Origin of the sequence: Streptomyces sp. NPDC051664 (assembly GCF_044453545.1) — a bacterium.
Classification (GTDB): domain Bacteria; phylum Actinomycetota; class Actinomycetes; order Streptomycetales; family Streptomycetaceae; genus Streptomyces.
The window spans coordinates 122,134-137,512 of the sequence record NZ_JBITCU010000002.1 but is presented as its reverse complement, the minus strand read 5'-3'; the positions used below and the strand labels follow the sequence as shown (position 1 = coordinate 137,512).

12 protein-coding genes and 3 pseudogenes are annotated in these 15,379 nt (G+C 70.5%); 5 read left to right on the top strand and 10 right to left on the bottom strand.

The features are described 5' to 3' along the window. Positions 1 to 42: 42 nt before the first annotated feature. A pseudogene (locus tag ACIA8E_RS03905) lies at positions 43 to 412 on the top strand (hypothetical protein); the annotation flags it as partial. Here ACIA8E_RS03905 and ACIA8E_RS03900 read toward each other — a convergent pair. The 6 genes from ACIA8E_RS03900 to ACIA8E_RS03875 form a co-directional block, all read right to left on the bottom strand. Next, positions 364 to 744, bottom strand: a complete 381-nt coding sequence (locus ACIA8E_RS03900; RefSeq protein WP_399294120.1) for a DUF4440 domain-containing protein — start codon at positions 742 to 744, stop codon at positions 364 to 366. The pseudogene ACIA8E_RS03905 and the gene ACIA8E_RS03900 sit on opposite strands and share 49 nt — an antisense overlap. After that, a complete protein-coding gene (locus ACIA8E_RS03895; RefSeq protein WP_399294117.1) occupies positions 737 to 1,285 on the bottom strand; it encodes a DUF1697 domain-containing protein in 549 nt (182 codons plus the stop codon). The genes ACIA8E_RS03900 and ACIA8E_RS03895 overlap by 8 nt, the downstream gene beginning before the upstream one ends. An 88-nt stretch (positions 1,286 to 1,373) precedes the next feature. Then, positions 1,374 to 2,576 (bottom strand): S8 family serine peptidase, encoded by a 1,203-nt coding sequence (locus tag ACIA8E_RS03890; RefSeq protein ID WP_399294114.1) that lies wholly within the window; start codon positions 2,574 to 2,576, stop codon positions 1,374 to 1,376. A 264-nt stretch (positions 2,577 to 2,840) separates the two neighbouring features. Further along, complete coding sequence (locus ACIA8E_RS03885; protein ID WP_399294111.1) at positions 2,841 to 4,148, bottom strand: ABC transporter substrate-binding protein; 1,308 nt, start codon at positions 4,146 to 4,148, stop codon at positions 2,841 to 2,843. Continuing rightward, positions 4,148 to 4,987, bottom strand: coding sequence for a carbohydrate ABC transporter permease (locus ACIA8E_RS03880; protein WP_399294108.1), 840 nt, complete (start codon positions 4,985 to 4,987; stop codon positions 4,148 to 4,150). The genes ACIA8E_RS03885 and ACIA8E_RS03880 overlap by 1 nt, the downstream gene beginning before the upstream one ends. Then, a complete protein-coding gene (locus tag ACIA8E_RS03875) occupies positions 4,984 to 5,943 on the bottom strand; it encodes a carbohydrate ABC transporter permease (RefSeq protein WP_399294105.1) in 960 nt (319 codons plus the stop codon). Before ACIA8E_RS03875 ends, ACIA8E_RS03880 begins: the two co-directional genes overlap by 4 nt. A gap of 125 nt (positions 5,944 to 6,068) precedes the next feature. Here ACIA8E_RS03875 and ACIA8E_RS03870 point away from each other — a divergent pair, with 125 nt between their 5' ends. Next, a complete protein-coding gene (locus ACIA8E_RS03870; RefSeq protein ID WP_399294102.1) occupies positions 6,069 to 6,935 on the top strand; it encodes a phosphotransferase enzyme family protein in 867 nt (288 codons plus the stop codon). Between the two features lie 117 nt (positions 6,936 to 7,052). On the opposite strand, the gene ACIA8E_RS03865 is transcribed toward ACIA8E_RS03870, so the two are convergent. After that, complete coding sequence (locus tag ACIA8E_RS03865; RefSeq protein WP_399294100.1) at positions 7,053 to 7,781, bottom strand: 3'-5' exonuclease; 729 nt, start codon at positions 7,779 to 7,781, stop codon at positions 7,053 to 7,055. A gap of 81 nt (positions 7,782 to 7,862) precedes the next feature. Beyond that, on the bottom strand, positions 7,863 to 9,095 hold the full coding sequence (locus ACIA8E_RS03860) for an SAV2148 family HEPN domain-containing protein (RefSeq protein ID WP_037821892.1): 1,233 nt from the start codon (positions 9,093 to 9,095) through the stop codon (positions 7,863 to 7,865). Between the two features lie 358 nt (positions 9,096 to 9,453). Here ACIA8E_RS03860 and glgX point away from each other — a divergent pair, with 358 nt between their 5' ends. Together glgX and treY are read left to right on the top strand one after the other, a co-directional pair. Then, positions 9,454 to 11,625, top strand: coding sequence for a glycogen debranching protein GlgX (gene glgX / locus ACIA8E_RS03855; protein ID WP_399294096.1), 2,172 nt, complete (start codon positions 9,454 to 9,456; stop codon positions 11,623 to 11,625). A 158-nt stretch (positions 11,626 to 11,783) separates the two neighbouring features. Continuing rightward, positions 11,784 to 14,183 (top strand): malto-oligosyltrehalose synthase, encoded by a 2,400-nt coding sequence (treY, locus tag ACIA8E_RS03850; RefSeq protein ID WP_399294093.1) that lies wholly within the window; start codon positions 11,784 to 11,786, stop codon positions 14,181 to 14,183. Here treY and ACIA8E_RS03845 read toward each other — a convergent pair. Continuing rightward, positions 14,143 to 14,271 (bottom strand): annotated as a pseudogene (locus tag ACIA8E_RS03845) (cytochrome); the annotation flags it as partial. The gene treY and the pseudogene ACIA8E_RS03845 sit on opposite strands and share 41 nt — an antisense overlap. Before the next feature lie 139 nt (positions 14,272 to 14,410). Between ACIA8E_RS03845 and ACIA8E_RS03840 the strand changes: the two are divergent. Next, positions 14,411 to 14,566, top strand: a pseudogene (locus ACIA8E_RS03840) (dihydrolipoyl dehydrogenase); the annotation flags it as partial. Between the two features lie 21 nt (positions 14,567 to 14,587). Here the strand turns inward: ACIA8E_RS03840 and ACIA8E_RS03835 are convergent. Beyond that, positions 14,588 to 15,181, bottom strand: coding sequence for a DUF1707 and FHA domain-containing protein (locus tag ACIA8E_RS03835; protein WP_267000574.1), 594 nt, complete (start codon positions 15,179 to 15,181; stop codon positions 14,588 to 14,590). Positions 15,182 to 15,379: the final 198 nt, after the last annotated feature.

Below are 15,379 nucleotides of genomic sequence, written 5' to 3'. Positions count from 1 at the left end.
ATGCGGGGGGTCGGACCTGTCGAAGGCCGCCCACCGGGGCCCGAGCCGGCCACCGGTCTGGATCTCGCCGCCCGCGAGCAGCTGCTGGACGCCCTCGACACCTTGCGCCAGGAACACCCACCCCGAGCTGGCGACGGTCCTGGTCACGCACCATCTCGAGGAACTGCCCGCCTCCACCACGCATGCGCTGCTGCTTCGGGCGGGGCGGTGTGTGGCCTCGGGTCCGGCCGACGACGTGCTGACCACGGATCAGGTCAGCCACTGTTTCGGGCATCCGGTGCGGATCGCCCGTACGGCCGGTGGACGGCGCGGGCGCAGCGCGTCACGCGCGGCTGACGGCAGTCGATCGCTGTCGGGACGCCGTCAGCCGTCGGTCGGTTCGGCGATGAACGGCGTGGCCTGGTGGAAGTAGAGGAGCCAGCCGCGCTCGGTCCGCCGCCACAGTGAACTGCGGTGGGCCCGGAGCCCCTTGGACTCGGAGTCGAAGGTCAGATGGACGAGTTCGTCGGCGAGCTGGACTCCGTGCATCCGTGATGCGGTGAGCTGTCCGGGCCGTGGGGCCTCGTCCGCGGTCAGCGAGGCGACGGTCGCGTCGCGGTCCCAGAAGCGGCCGGCAGTGTCGATCTCGCGGAACTCCGGGTGCAGCACCTGGACGAGGAGATCGGCGGAGCAGCGCACCAGCGGGTCGAGGAGCCGGAGCTCGCCCTCGACGGCGGCGGCCACGCCGGGCTGCGGCTCAGTCACGCGTCATCTCCACGAGTTTGGCAACGGTGTTCCAGTTGCGTGTGGTGGCGGTGAGGCCCTTGGTGAGGGAGGGGCGGTGGAGTACCGCGGCGAGCTTGGAGCGGCCCAGTCCGTCGGGGGCATAGAGGTAGAGCGCACGGTCGCCGAGCCGGAACTCCTCGGGGCGGAAGGAGTCGGCGTCGATCGCGGCGAAGCGTGCGGCGTCCACCGGCCGGTCGAAGTAGGTGACGTGCAGCTGCTTGCCCTCGAGGGAGGCGGCCGGGAACGGGCAGGCGCCGGCGACCGATGCGAGATAGGGGCCGTTCCGGATCAGACACGGGACGGCGAAGCCGAAGCGTTCCTCGATGGCCTGCTCGAGCTGTGCGGTGAGCGCGTCCTCGTCGCCCGACGCGCTGCTGAAGACGGCGTTGCCGCTCTGCAGGTACGTACGGACGTCCGCATGGCCCAGCTCCGTGAGCAGCGTGCGGAGTTCGGCCATCGGGACCTTCTTGTAGCCGCTCACATTGATCCCGCGCAACAGCGCCGCGTACCTGGTGGTCATGGGCACACCCTAGGACGATCCTCCGGAGGTGTGCGGCCGCCGCGCCCCGTGGGGGAGAGCGCGGCGGCCGCCGTCTCGGTGGTGCCCGCTACTCGACGATCTTCAGCAGTTTGTTCGGCGTTCCCTCGGTCGCGTCGGAGATCGCGTCGGGGGTGGCGCCGTCGGTGAGGGCCGTGGCGACCTCCGCCGGGGTGGCGTCCGGGTGTCCGGCGAGGTAGACGGCGGCGGCACCGACGACGTGCGGAGTCGCCATGGACGTACCGGAGATGGTGTTCGTCGCGTCGTCGCTGTCGTTCCAGGACGAGGTGATGTCCGAGCCCGGGGCGTAGATGTCCACGACCGCACCGTAGTTGGAGAACGACGACTGCTCGTCGTCCACCGTGGACGAGGCGACCGTGATGGCCTCCGGGACGCGGGCCGGGGAGCCCTCGCTCGCGTCGGCGGACTCGTTTCCTGCGGCCACCGCGAAGGTGACTCCGGAGGCGATGGCCTTCTGGACCGCGGCGTCGAGAGCCGGGTCGGCACCGCCTCCGAGGCTCATGTTGGCGACGGACGGGCCCTCGTGGTGCGCGGTGACCCAGTCGATGCCGGCGACGACCTGCTCGGTGGTGCCCGAGCCGGAGTCGTCGAGGACCCGGACGGCGACGATCTTCGCCTTCTTGGCGACGCCGAACGTCGCACCGGCTATGGTGCCGGCCACGTGGGTGCCGTGGCCGTTGCCGTCATCCGCACTGTCGTCGTTGTCCACGGCGTCGAAGCCCGAGCTCGCCCGGCCCTCGAACTCCTTGTGCGTGACACGGACACCGGTGTCGATGACATACGCCGTGACGCCTTCGCCCGCGCTGTCCGGGTAGGTGTACGCATGGTCGCCGGCGGTCTCGGTCTGGTCGATCCGGTCGAGACCCCACGACGGCGGGTTGTCCTGGGTGGCGTCGATGTGGAACTTCTTGTTCTGGACGACCTTGGAGACGGCCGGGTCGGCCGCGAGCTGCTTGGCCTCGGTCTGCGAAAGGCCGCTGGCGGAGAAGCCGTTGATGGCGGAACTGTAGGCGCGCTTCAGCTTGCCGCCGTACTCCTTGGCGAGCTTCGCCTTGTCGGCCTTCTGGTCCAGCATCACGATGTAGCTGCCCGAGACGGCGGTCGCCGCGTCCGCACCGTAGACCGTCCCCATCGCGGGAGCGGGTGCGGCTCCGGCGTAGGACGTGCCCAGCAGGGTGACTCCGGCGACTGCGGCCGCCGCGGTGATCGCCGCGGTCAGCTTGGTCCGGGGTGTGCGCTTGTGCATGGCCATGAAGAGGGGTCTCCTCGGCATTGTTTGTGGGGGGATTGGCCCTCGGCCGGAAGATCTCCGGGGGCTGGCTCGAAACCCTCGCCGATTGACACGCTCAGATCAACCCCTTCATACAGCTGTGACTTACTCAACAAGGTTTCGTAATAAGAAATCCGCCAGCGGTGGGCAAGTCGGGCGAACGACCCCAACACCCCATACACATAAGGGCCTTGCATCCCGAGTGGGGCGCGGAGCGAAGGAAGACCTCGGCCGGTTCGCCGGACCTCAGCGCTGGTAGCGGGCAAGTACCCGGTTCCCGTCGTCGACCAGGCGCCTGTTCAGCTCGTCCCGGCCGATCGCCCCGCTGTAGTACTCCTGCAGCGCGGGCGTGGCGACCTTGTCCTTCCACTCGGGGTAGCCGCGCACCGACTGGGCGGGCGCCGAGCGCAGCCCCTTCGCCAGGGCCGCGCCGGTCGCCCAGCCGTTCTCGGTGGTGTGCAGGGCCGGATCCGCGAGCGCCGCCGTGCCGGTCGGCAGCATCCAGTCGCCCTCTGCCAGGCGCACCATGTTCGGTGGACGCAGCAGGAAGTCGATGAACTGCACGGCCGCCTTCTTGTGCGGGCTGGACTCGGCGACGGACAGGGTCTGCGGGCTCACGCCCTGGGCGAGCCCGTCGCTGCCGGCCGGGGCGGGCAGCACCGTCCAGTCGAAGCCCTCGGGCGCCTGTTCGACGACCTGCTGACGGTACGAGAACCCCAGCGGGACCATCGCGTACCGCCCGCCGAACAGCCCGGGGAGGGTGTCGGAGCCGCCCATGCCGAGCGCGGTGCGGGCAGCGCTGTGGTCGGTGTCGACCTGGTCGCGGATGGTGCCGGGGACCACCTGGTCGCCTTCGTCGAGGCGAATGGTCACCTTGCCGTCGGCGCCGCGATGGAAGAGCTGTCCGCCGCTGGAGAGGCCGAGGTTGAGGGTGACGGAGACGGGTTCCTTCAGCGGCCAGGCGACGCCGTACGTCGCCTTCCCCTCCCCCTTGCCCGTCAGCTCCTTGGTGACCTGCCGGAATTCGTCCCAGCTCCAGGGGTTCGCGGGGGTCGGGATACGGACCCCCGAGGCCTTGAGGATCTTGGTGTTGGCGATCAGGACCCGGGGTTCCTGGAGGAACGGCACCCCGTAGACGCCGTCACCGAAGGTCGTGGTCCGCCAGCTCTGCTCCGGGATGTCGGCAGTCAGCCGGTCGGGCAGGAGGGAACGCAGATCGGCGAGATAGCCGCCGTACGCGAAGTCGGCGAGGTCGTCGGAGGCGTCGTGGATGACGTCCGGCGCCTCGTCACCCTCGAAGGAGGTGAGCAGTTGGTCGTGGACGCTGTCCCAGCTGCCCTGGACATACTCGACCTGGATGTCGGGGTGGGTGGCGTTCCACTCCTTGACCAGCTGCTTGTTGGCGTCGACGGACTCCTTCTGCCAGGCCAGCGACTGGAAGCGCAGTTCGATCTTCCCGTTGGTGTCCGTTCCGCCTCCGCCACCGCTGCAGCCGGTGAGCAGGAGGGCCAGCGCGGTGGCCGCGACGGCCGTCGTCCGTACCAGTGCGCGCATCAGCTCTTCACCGCCCCGGCGAGCATGCCACCGGTGATCCGGCGCTGGATGACCGCGAAGAGGACGAGGGACGGCAGAGTGGCAAGGAATGCGGCGGCGGCGAGCGGCCCGAGTTCGGCCGCTCCCTCCGCGCCGAGGAAGTGGGTGAGTACGACCGGCAAGGTCTGCTTCTCCGGTGTCTTGAGCAGGACGAGTGCGAAGAAGAACTCGTTCCATGCGGTGATGAACGCGAAGAGTGCGGTGGCGACGATTCCTGGGGCCAGCAGCGGAGCGGTGACCGAGACGAGCGTCCGCAGCCGGCTCGCACCGTCGACCGAGGCGGCCTCTTCGAGTTCGGGCGGTACGGCGCGGACGTAGCCGACCAGCATCCACAGCGCGAACGGCAGCGCCCAGACGACGTACACCATGATCAGCCCCCACAGGGAGTTGATCAGATGCAGATTCTTGAGAATCAGGAAGAGCGGAATGATCAGCAGCACGAAGGGGAACGCCTGACTGACCACGACCCAGCCGGTGGCGGCCGCCGAGAGCCTGGTGCGGTGCCGCGCCATCACATAGGCCATGGGCGTCGCGATGACGACGGCGATCAGTGCGGCGGACACTGCGGCGATCAGCGAGTTCGCTGCGGCCTGGAGCAGCGGCTGCTCGTCGAAGGCCTGCCGGAAGTTGTCCAGGGTCGGATGCTCGGGGATCCAGGTGGGGTGCAGGGAACCCAGTTCGCGGGCCGGTTTGAAGGCCGTGGAGATCAGCCAGAGGAACGGGAACGCCAGGAAGACGAGGTAGCCCAGGAGCGCGACGTACTGTCCGGTGCGGGCGGATCTGCTGGTACGGAGGCTCACTGGTCCTCGCCTCCCCTGAGCCGGCCGACGAGATGGAGGGCGAGGACGACGGAGATCACCGCGACCATCACACAGCCCATCGCCGCGGCGTAGCCGAACTGGCCGTAGCGGAAGGCCTCTTCGTACGCGAAGAGCATCGGAAGCCGGGTCCGGCCGCCGGGGCCGCCGTTGGTCAGGACGTAGACCAGGGCGAACGAGTTGAAGTTCCAGATGAAGTTCAGGGCGGTGATGGCGAGCGCGACCGGTCTGAGAGCCGGCCAGGTGACGGTACGGAACCGGCGCCAGGCGCCCGCGCCGTCCAGGGCGGCCGCTTCGTGGAGTTCGTGCGGGGTGTTCTGGAGCCCGGCCAGGAGTGCGACGGTGGTCTGCGGCATGCCCGCCCAGACGCCGACGACGATCACGGCGGGCAGTGCGGTGGCCAGTCCGGTCAACCAGTCCCGGCCGTCACCGAGCCCGAGATCGCGGATGGTCTCGTTGAGGACGCCGGCGTCCGGGTTGTAGACGAGCCGCCACATGATGCCGACGACGACCTCGGGCATGGCCCAGGGGATGATCGCGAGGGCGCGCGCCAGCCAGCGCATCCGCAGGTTCTGGTTGAGCAGGAGGGCGAGGCCCAGCGCGAGCAGGAACTGCGGGACGGTGACGCCGACCGCCCAGACCAGGCCGATCCGGAACGAGTCCCAGAACAGGGTGTCGTGGAGCAGGTCCTGGAAATTCAGCCCGCCGACCCACTGGGTGGACCGGGTGCGGCCGGACTGGGCATCGGTGAACGCCAGAGCGACGCCGTAGAGCAGCGGGCCGACGCTGAGGATCAGGATCGGGATCAGGGCGGGAAGCACCAGGAACCAGGTGCCGGCGTTCCGGTTGATCCGCGGCGCCTGTCTGCCCTGTCGGGACCGCGGACTGCCGGGCGGACCGTGCTGTCCGGACTGTGCGGTTGCATTCGCCAACGTCATGAATTCGACCCCCTTGCGTCATTGGATCGCTTTCATCCAGTTCCGGCCGCTCAGGTGGCCCCCGCCATGGTGCTGACGGGCCGTCGGTTCGTCAAGGTGGTGTGCACGGATGCGAAAATCGGACCATGAACGAGATGCGTGCGCGCGAGGTGCTGACCGCTGCCGGGCTGTCCGGCGACGCCGAGCTGATCGCGCTGGGCGAGAACGCGGTGTTCGCCGTCGGCGACCTGGTGGTCAAGGTCGGCCGGGACGCCGTACGGAACCCGGAACTGCGCAGCCGGGCCGAGCGCGAGGTGGCCGTCGCGCAGTGGCTCGCCGCTTCGGGCATCCCCGCGGTGCGGGCGGCGGAGCCGGAGGCGCGGCTTGTCGAAGGACACCCGGTGACGGTCTGGCACCGGCTACCCGACGCGGTGCGCCCCGCCGAGCCGCAGGATCTGGCGCCGCTGCTCACCCTGGTCCACGCACTGCCCGCCCCGGACGGACCGGCGCTGCCGCGGCGGGAGCTGCTGGGTGGGGTGGAGCGGTGGCTGCGGATCGCGGGCGACGCGATCGATCCGGCCGACGCCGCATATCTGCGGGAGCGGCGGGACGGGTTCGCCGCGGCCGCGGCGGCGTTGGTGCCGCATCTGCCGCCGGGGCCGATCCACGGTGATGCACTGCCGCGCAACGTCCATGTCGGTCCGGACGGGCCGGTGCTGGTGGACCTCGAGACGTTCTCCGCGGATCTGCGCGAGCACGATCTGGTGGTCCTCGCACTGTCCCGCGACCGGTACGGGCTGGCGGCGGAGGCGTACGACGCGTTCACCGCCGCGTACGGCTGGGACGTCCGGGAGTGGGACGGCTGCGCGGTGCTGCGGGGCGCCCGGGAGACAGCCAGCTGTGCGTGGGTCTCGCAGCATGCGCCGGGCAACCCGAAGGCGCTCGCGGAGTTCCGACGCAGGGTTGCGTCCTTGCGTGACGGTGACGCCGAGGTGCGGTGGTATCCGTTCTAGCGGTTGCCGCCGGAGTCACCCGGCGGCCACATTGTCCTGAATCTCCCCTATGGCCTTCAGGAGATGGGAGACCCCCCGGGCCCGGGTCTGCGGGCAGGCTCGGGTCTGTGGATGGAGTCAGGTGGTGATCTGCGCCGGTTCCCGTACGGGCCAGTGGGGGTCGACCACTGCGTCCGGAGTGCCCTTGCGGCGCAGGAGGGACTGGAAGCCGGACGCCCAGTCCGCGTACCAGGTGATCTGGCGCTCGTGCAGTTCGGCCGCCGTCAGCGCGGCCACCGAGCCGTGCCGTTCGGCTATCGCGTACGCCACGCGCACCGCAGCCAGCGCGTCCGCGCCCGCGTCATGGGCGCCGCCGTGCACCACCCCGTACTCGACGCAGACCGCCTCCAGCGTCCGCTTGCCCTTGCGGTAGCGGTCGACCGCCCGGTCGATCGTGTACGGGTCGACGACCGGTCCGATCCCGCCGCCGTCGAGCCGGTCGCTCAGCGACGGCAGCCCGTGCCGGCGCAACTCCGCCGTCAGCAGCGTCAGATCGAAGGCCGCATTGTACGCGACGACCGGTACCCCCTGGCGCCAGTAGCCCGCGAGCGTCTCGGCGATCTCGTCCGCCACCTCGCGCGCCGGCCGCCCCTCCGCCGCCGCCCGCTCACTGCTGATGCCGTGGATCGCCGAGGCCTGTGCCGGGATACGGATCCCCGGATCCGCCAGCCAGGTACGCTGCCGCACCGGCTCCCCGTCCCTGCTGTCGACGCCGACGACCGCAGCCGTCACGATCCGGGCCTCCAGTGGCTCCGTGCCCGTCGTCTCCAGGTCGAAGCCGACCAGCGCCTCCCGGTGCCAGCTCATCCCGTACCTCCTTCGTGGTGCTCTCCCCCAGGTGATGACCACCCTGCCATGCACCACTGACAACGGTCTCAGGCGGTTGGCTCAGGAGACGGGGCGGGAGTCCGTCCACACGGATTCGAACTCCTCGCGGTATGTCTCGAACAGCCCGTGCTCGTTGTCCTGTCCCGCGCGGACCACCGCCCGGCCTCCGCCCCGCAGCACCAGCACCGGCGCCTCCATGCCGCGTGCGCGGCGCAGATACGGCTGGACGACGCCCACCGCGTCCGCGCCGTCGCCGTCCACCAGATAGGCCGTGAAGCGCGGCGTCTCGTCGAAGACATGGATCTCGAAGGCACCCGGATCGCGGAGCTTGGAGCGGACCCGGCGCATATGGAGGATGTTCATCTCCACGGACCGGCTCAGCTCGCCCTTCTTGAGGCCCAGTTCGCGCTCTCGGCGCTTGACCGCACTGCTCGCCGGGTTGATGAAGAGCAGCCGGATCCGGCAGCCCGATTCGGCCAGCCGGACGAGCCTGCGGCCGGAGAAGTTCTGCACCAGCAGATTGAGGCCTATGCCGATCGCGTCGAGGCGGCGCGAGCCGCCGAAGAGGTCCTCGGCGGGGAGCTGGCGCTGCAGCCGGACCCGGTCGGGGTGGACGGAGACCACGTCTGCGTAGCGGTCGCCGACCAGTTCCTCGACGGCGTCGACCGGCAGCCGGTCGGCGGACGGGACCGCGGCGCCGCTGCCGAGGATCTCCAGGAGCCGCGCCGAGGCGCGCTCGGCCTGGGCGAGGACCGCCTCGTTCAGTGCGCGGTTACGGGAGACCACGTTGCGGGCGACCTCCAGCTCGTCGAGCGCCAGCTCGACATCGCGCCGGTCGTCGAAGTACGGCTCGAAGCACGGCCAGTGCTGGATCATCAGCTCCCGCAGCTGCGGGAGCGTGAGGAAGCTGAGCACGTTGTCGTCGGCCGGGTCGAGCAGATATCCCTTGCGGCGGGAGACCTCGCGCACGGCGACGGCGCGCTGCACCCATTCCTGCCCGGCTGGCCCCGCCGCGGCCACCACCCAGTCGTCGCCGTGCACCGGTTCGTAGATGGGACGCAGCACCGCGGCGACGACGGCGCGCAGCCGCTGTTCCACGAGATTCAGCCAGATGTAGGCCCGCCCGGCGCGCTGGGCCCGGGTCCGGACCTCGCTCCAGGCATCCGCGCCCCAGTCCAGTTCGGCGCCGATCTCCATGGGCTGCGCAAGCGATACCGCCCCCGGCGGGGCGTCGACGGATTCCCCCTCGTGACCTGCGTCACCTGGGGGCAGCTCGAACCCTCCCGAGCTCACCCGCGCACCGCCTTCCGCTCCCCCACCAATGATCAAGGAAGGGTACTCCGGGAGCGGGAGCCGGTGCAGCCGGATGCACAGGCTCCTTTCTCAACTCCCCCATGAGTAAGGCCTGTTCCTGGTGGCGAGATCTGCCGGAGTGAGCCGATTCACGGTGATTGGGTACCCCGTCAGGTGCCGCATACCGGACGTGCGCCCCGGTCAGGTTCTCGGATTCCGGTTCCGGGCGACACGGAGAGGACCGATGTTGACAGGACCGGGCGACGTCCTAGGTGCGGGGCACTCTTTCGGGGAAGATCTGGCCGGGTCGGTCCCAAGTGCCCCCAGCACCCGGATCAGAAGTGGAAGAGTCATATCTATGCAGGTCTGGCCGGGACAGGCGTATCCCCTCGGTGCCACGTACGACGGCGTCGGCACCAACTTCGCGGTCTTCTCGGAGGCCGCCGACAGAATCGAGTTGTGCCTGCTGCACGACGACGGTTCCGAGACGGCGGTGGAGCTGAGAGAGACCGATGCCTTCGTCCGGCATGCCTATCTGCCCGGAGTGATGCCCGGGCAGCGGTACGGGTTCCGGGTGCACGGACCGTACGAGCCGCAGCACGGAACCCGCTGCAACTCGGCGAAGCTGCTGCTCGATCCGTACGCGCGGGCGGTCTCCGGACAGATCCGGTGGGGCGAGGCGGTGTACGGCTATCCCTTCGGCCGCCCCGACGCGCGCAACGACCTCGACTCCGCGCCGCACACCATGACGTCGGTGGTGGTCAACCCGTACTTCGACTGGGGCGACGACCGGCGGCCCCGTACGGACTACCACCGCACGGTGATCTACGAGGCCCATGTGAAGGGCCTGACGATGCTCCATCCGGGGCTGCCGAAGGAGCTGCGCGGCACCTACGCGGCGCTGGCCCACCCGGAGGTCATCGCGCATCTGACGGAGCTCGGTGTCACGGCGATCGAGCTGATGCCGGTGCACCAGTTCGTCCAGGACCACCGGCTGGCGGACGCGGGGCTCGCCAACTACTGGGGCTACAACACGATCGGCTTCTTCGCCCCGCACAACGCGTACGCCTCCCGCGGCGACCGCGGTGAACAGGTGAGCGAGTTCAAGCAGGCCGTACGGGCGCTGCATCAGGCGGGCATCGAGGTCATCCTCGACGTCGTCTACAACCACACCGCGGAGGGCAACCATCTGGGGCCGACGCTGTCGTTCCGGGGACTGGACAACGCCTCGTACTACCGGCTCGCGGACGACCAGCGGTACTACATGGACACCACGGGCACCGGCAACTCGCTGCTGATGCGGTCGCCGCACGTGCTCCAGCTGATCATGGACTCGCTGCGGTACTGGGTGACCGAGATGCACGTGGACGGTTTCCGCTTCGATCTGGCGGCCACGCTGGCCCGCCAGTTCCACGAGGTGGACCGGCTGTCGTCGTTCTTCGACCTGGTGCAGCAGGACCCGGTGGTCAGCCAGGTGAAGCTGATCGCAGAGCCGTGGGACGTGGGTGAGGGCGGCTACCAGGTGGGAAACTTCCCGCCGCTGTGGACCGAGTGGAACGGCAAGTACCGGGACACCGTGCGCGACCTGTGGCGCGGCGAGCCGCGGACCCTCGCCGAGTTCGCGGGGCGGCTGACCGGCTCCTCGGACCTCTACCAGGACGACGGCCGACGGCCGCTCGCCTCGATCAACTTCACCACCTGCCACGACGGGTTCACGCTGCACGATCTGGTCTCGTACAACGACAAGCACAACGACGCGAACGGCGAGGCCAACCGGGACGGCGAGAGCCACAACCGTTCATGGAACTGCGGCGTGGAGGGCGACGCGGACCAGCCGGAGGTGCTGGAGCTGCGCGAGAGGCAGATGCGGAACTTCATCGCCACGCTGATGGTGTCGCAGGGGGTGCCGATGCTGAGTCACGGCGACGAGTTCGCCCGCACGCAGCGCGGCAACAACAACGCGTACTGCCAGGACAACGAGCTGTCGTGGGTACACTGGCCGGAACCGCGCAAGGCCGGCGCCCCGGGCGACGACGGGGCCGAGGACGACGGCGGGGCTGACGCCGTCCCCGCCAGCACTCTGCTGGAGTTCACCCGGGCGATGGTCTGGCTCCGTCGCGACCACCCGGTCTTCCGGCGTCGCCGGTTCTTCCACGGACGGCCGGTGGAGGGCACGCACGACGAACTCTCCGACATCGCCTGGTTCACGCCCGAGGGCAGTGAGATGACCCAGCGCGACTGGCAGGCGGCGCACGCCAAGGCACTGACGGTCTTTCTGAACGGGCACGCGATCTCGGAGCCGGGGCCACGCGGTGAGCGGATCTCCGACGACTCGTTCCTGCTGATGTTCAACGCGAGCGCCGACACGCTGGAGTTCGCCGTTCCGGTGAACCATGGACGGCAGTGGTCGATCGTGGTCGACACGGCCAGCCCGGACGGGGTACGCCCGGGGGCGGGACCGAAGGTGGCGGCGGGCGAACGGGTGACGTTGGTGGGGCGGAGCATGGCGGTACTGCAGCGGCCGGCTTAGGGTCTCTATTTTTCCGATGCGGCATGATCCGGAAGAGAGACCCTGGGGGAAGAGAACGGCGACAGAAGTGCCCGGGCTGCTCTGCGGAGACCGCTCGTCCGGATGGATGAGGCGGATACGGTGTCACAGTCGGCGTCAGGCTGGGTACGTACGTTCGCATGACGCCCACCGCCACGTACCGGCTTCAGCTCCAGCCCGACTTCCCGTTCTCGGCCGCCGGGCTCGCGGTGCCGTATCTCGCCGCGCTCGGCGTATCCCATCTGCATCTGTCCCCGGTTCTCGAAGCCGTGCCCGGCTCCACACACGGCTATGACGTCGTCGACCACAGTCGCGTCCGGGCCGAGCTCGGCGGTGAGGAGGGGCTGCGGCAGCTGGCGCGCACGGCGCGGGAGCACGGGCTCGGGCTGGTGCTGGACATCGTGCCGAACCATATGGCCGCTGTCCCCCGGCACAACCGCGCGCTGTGGGAGGTCCTGCGCGAGGGCCCCGGGTCGCCGTACGCCCGCTGGTTCGACATCGACTGGGCGGCGGGCGAAGGCAAGGTGCTGCTGCCGGTGCTCGGCGGCCGGATCAGCGACGAGAGGGACCGTTTCCGGGTCGACGGGGAGGTGCTGCACTACGGCGAACAGGAGTTCCCGCTCCGGGCCGGCACCACCGGTCTGCCGTTGACGAAGCTGCTGGATGCGCAGCACTACCGGCTCGGCTGGTGGCGACTGGCCCGTACCGAGCTGAACTACCGGCGGTTCTTCACCATCTCCGACCTCATCGGGGTGCGGGTCGAGGACCCCGAGGTATTTGCCGCCACCCACGACAAGATCCTCGAACTGGTCCGGGACGGTGTGGTCGACGGGCTGCGCATCGACCATCCGGACGGACTCGCCGACCCCGCCTCCTATCTGGAACGGCTCGATGAGGCGACCGGCGGCCGGTGGACGGTCGTGGAGAAGATCCTCACCGGCACCGAGCCGCTGCCGGCGAGCTGGGCCGTCGCCGGGACGACCGGGTACGACGCCCTGCACCGGGTCGACGGGCTGTTCATCGACCCGGCGGGCGCCGCCGAGCTGGCCGGCAGATACCGGGAGTTCGCGAGTCCGGCCGGGGACCGCGGCGGCTACTGGGCGGCGACGGTCCGCCGGGCCGCGTACCGGGTGGTGACGCATGAGCTGGCTGCCGAGACCGAACACCTGACCAGGCTCGCCGTACGCATCTGCGCCGAGGACCCCGCGCTGCGCGACCATGCCCCCTGGGCGCTGCGCACCGCCGTGCGCGAACTGCTCGTCCGGGTTCCGGTCTACCGTCCGTACGTCACGGCCGGCGGGCCGTGCACGGCGACGGCGGAGGCGACGCTGCCGGACTCGGCCGTACGGGAGGCCCGAGCGGTGTTCTCCGTGCCGCAGGAGGCGGCGGCCGTCGAGGTGGTGCGGGAGCTGGCGCTCGGGCGGCTCGGTGACGGGCCGGACCGGGCGGCGTTCTGCGCCCGGTTCGCGCAGACCGCGTCCGCGCTGCGGGCCAAGTCGGTCGAGGACACCGCGTTCTACCGGTACGCGCCGCTGATCTCGGCCGCCGAGGTGGGCGGTGATCCCGGGTCCCCGGCGGTGCCTCCGGAGGAGTTCCATGCGTTCTGTGCCCGGCTGGCGCGCGACTGGCCCGCCACCGGCACGGCGCTGACGACCCATGACACCAAGCGCAGTGCGGATGTGCGGGCCCGGATCGCGGTGCTGTCGGAGTGCCCGGATCAGTGGTCGGAGCTTCTGGCGGAGCTGGGGCGGGCGGCGCCGACGGCGACCGCACCCGATCCCCAGCTGGCCTGGCAGGCCTGGCAGACGGCGTTCGGCTGCGCGGGGGTGCCGGCCGCGGAGAGAGCGGGGCGGTTCGAATCCGCACTGCTGAAGGCGGTTCGGGAGGCGGGTCTTTTCACCAGCTGGACCGAGCCCGATCCGGTGTACGAGCGGGCGGTGACGGATTTCGTCGCGACGGGACCGGCCGCCGGCACCGGCCCGGCGCGGGCGGTGCTGGAGCGGTTCGCGGCCGCGCTCGAACCGTTCGCACAGGCCAACATCGCCGGCGCGGCGCTGGTGCAGCTGACCATGCCGGGGGTGCCGGACCTGTACCAGGGGACGGAACAGGAGTACGCCGCCCTGGTCGACCCGGACAACCGGCAGCCGTTCCGGCGGCCGCCCGAGGACGGGCCCGTCGGTGAGAAGGCCGCGCTCACGGTGGCGGCACTCCGGCTGCGGCGCGAGCGGCCGGAGCTTTTCGGCGAATCGGGAACCTACACCCCACTGACCGTGAAGGGTCCGGCGGCCGCGCACTGTCTGGCCTTCTGCCGCTCGGGCGAGGTGGTCACGGCGGTGACCAGGCTGTCGCTGCGGCTGGCCGGGGCGGGCGGCTGGCGCGGGACGGAGCTGACGCTGCCGGACGACGGCACGTGGACCGATCTGCTGACGCCGGGCCGGGAGTTCTCCGGGGGTGCGGTCGCGGTGGCCGAGCTGTTCGCCGAGCGGCCGGTGGCGCTGCTCAGCCGGGCCGGACGAGGAGGGTCCGCGGACCGCGGGTGATCAGACCGGTGCCGACCGGACGGAACCCGTCCGCCCAGCGGAGCCGGGGCACGACGTCGAGCAGGACGGCCGGGCAGGACTCCACTCCGGTCCGGCGGTGGACGTGCCCTGGTCGCGGCGGAAGCCCACCCGCAGTGGTGGGAGCCGGCTACGCCGCGTGCCCCCGGCCCGCTCCGTGAACCCCACAGGGGCACCCGTCGGCTCCACTCGGGGGAACACCGCGAGACGTCTCCGAGATGATCGCCGCGGGCCGGCTGATCGTCCGCCGGGATGCCGAACCGTCCGATGTGGCGCACCACATCCACGCCCGTCCGACGCTCTCCGAGACTGTCGGCGAGGTCTTCCTCACCCTCGCCGGATGCGGCCTCCGCCGACAGGCGTGATCCGCGGCTGCCCCGTCGGCGTCAGACCGGACGCCCGGGAATCCCGGGGGACTCGGGCGGCTTGAGTACGGGCGCGGAGAGCCGGAAGGTGATCCGGCCGAAGCTCACCTGGTCCCCGTCGCGCACCGACACCGCCCCGGTCACCCGCTGCCCGTTCACACACGTGCCGTTGGTCGAGCCGAGATCGCGCAGGATCCATCGGCCGCCCTGCACCGTGAGTTCGGCGTGCATCCGGGAGACGGTCTCGTGGGTGAGCCGCAGGCCGTTCGCCGGGTCGCGGCCGATGAGCACGGGGTACGGGGTGGGCGCGGGCAGCAGCAGCTTCGGCAGCCGCTCGGCCTGCCAGGCCCTGCGCACCCGGGCGGGGAACCCGGAGACCGCGCCCACCACCTGGAACAGCCCGCGTGTCCAGCGGCCTTCGGTCCGCAGGTCGGCGGTGAGTGCCTCCAGCTCCTCCGAGCGGTGGGCGGACAGGGCCAGTTCCATGCGCCGCATGAACGTGTCATGGGACAGCTTGCCCTGGGCCGCGCCTTCTCTGAGCACACCGAGAACACGGTCGCGCTGGGCGTCGGAGACCCGCGCGGGATACGTGTGGAACTCGAAGGAGGACGTCACAGGACCGATTGTCGGGCCGACCGCCCCGGAGTGTCCAGAACATGCCTGCTTTCCGCCCGCCTGACCTGCGTGGAACAGCTGCGCAGAACGCCCCTGCCGAAATCCGCGGGCGGTGTCCGGCGAACGTTGCTACTGTCTGCCGCCGCGTGCCGAGCGTTGAGCGCCGGTTGGCCGGCACGCCTCGAGCAGATTTGGAGA

What these genes read in the sequence shown, in the direction of transcription:
- ACIA8E_RS03895 (WP_399294117.1), bottom strand. Translation starts at nt 1,285, where the DNA reads ATGACCACCAGGTACGCGGCGCTGTTGCGCGGGATCAATGTGAGCGGC.
- ACIA8E_RS03890 (WP_399294114.1), bottom strand. Translation starts at nt 2,576, where the DNA reads ATGGCCATGCACAAGCGCACACCCCGGACCAAGCTGACCGCGGCGATC.
- ACIA8E_RS03885 (WP_399294111.1), bottom strand. Translation starts at nt 4,148, where the DNA reads ATGCGCGCACTGGTACGGACGACGGCCGTCGCGGCCACCGCGCTGGCC.
- ACIA8E_RS03875 (WP_399294105.1), bottom strand. Translation starts at nt 5,943, where the DNA reads ATGACGTTGGCGAATGCAACCGCACAGTCCGGACAGCACGGTCCGCCC.
- ACIA8E_RS03870 (WP_399294102.1), top strand. Translation starts at nt 6,069, where the DNA reads ATGAACGAGATGCGTGCGCGCGAGGTGCTGACCGCTGCCGGGCTGTCC.
- ACIA8E_RS03865 (WP_399294100.1), bottom strand. Translation starts at nt 7,781, where the DNA reads ATGAGCTGGCACCGGGAGGCGCTGGTCGGCTTCGACCTGGAGACGACG.
- glgX (WP_399294096.1), top strand. Translation starts at nt 9,454, where the DNA reads ATGCAGGTCTGGCCGGGACAGGCGTATCCCCTCGGTGCCACGTACGAC.
- treY (WP_399294093.1), top strand. Translation starts at nt 11,784, where the DNA reads ATGACGCCCACCGCCACGTACCGGCTTCAGCTCCAGCCCGACTTCCCG.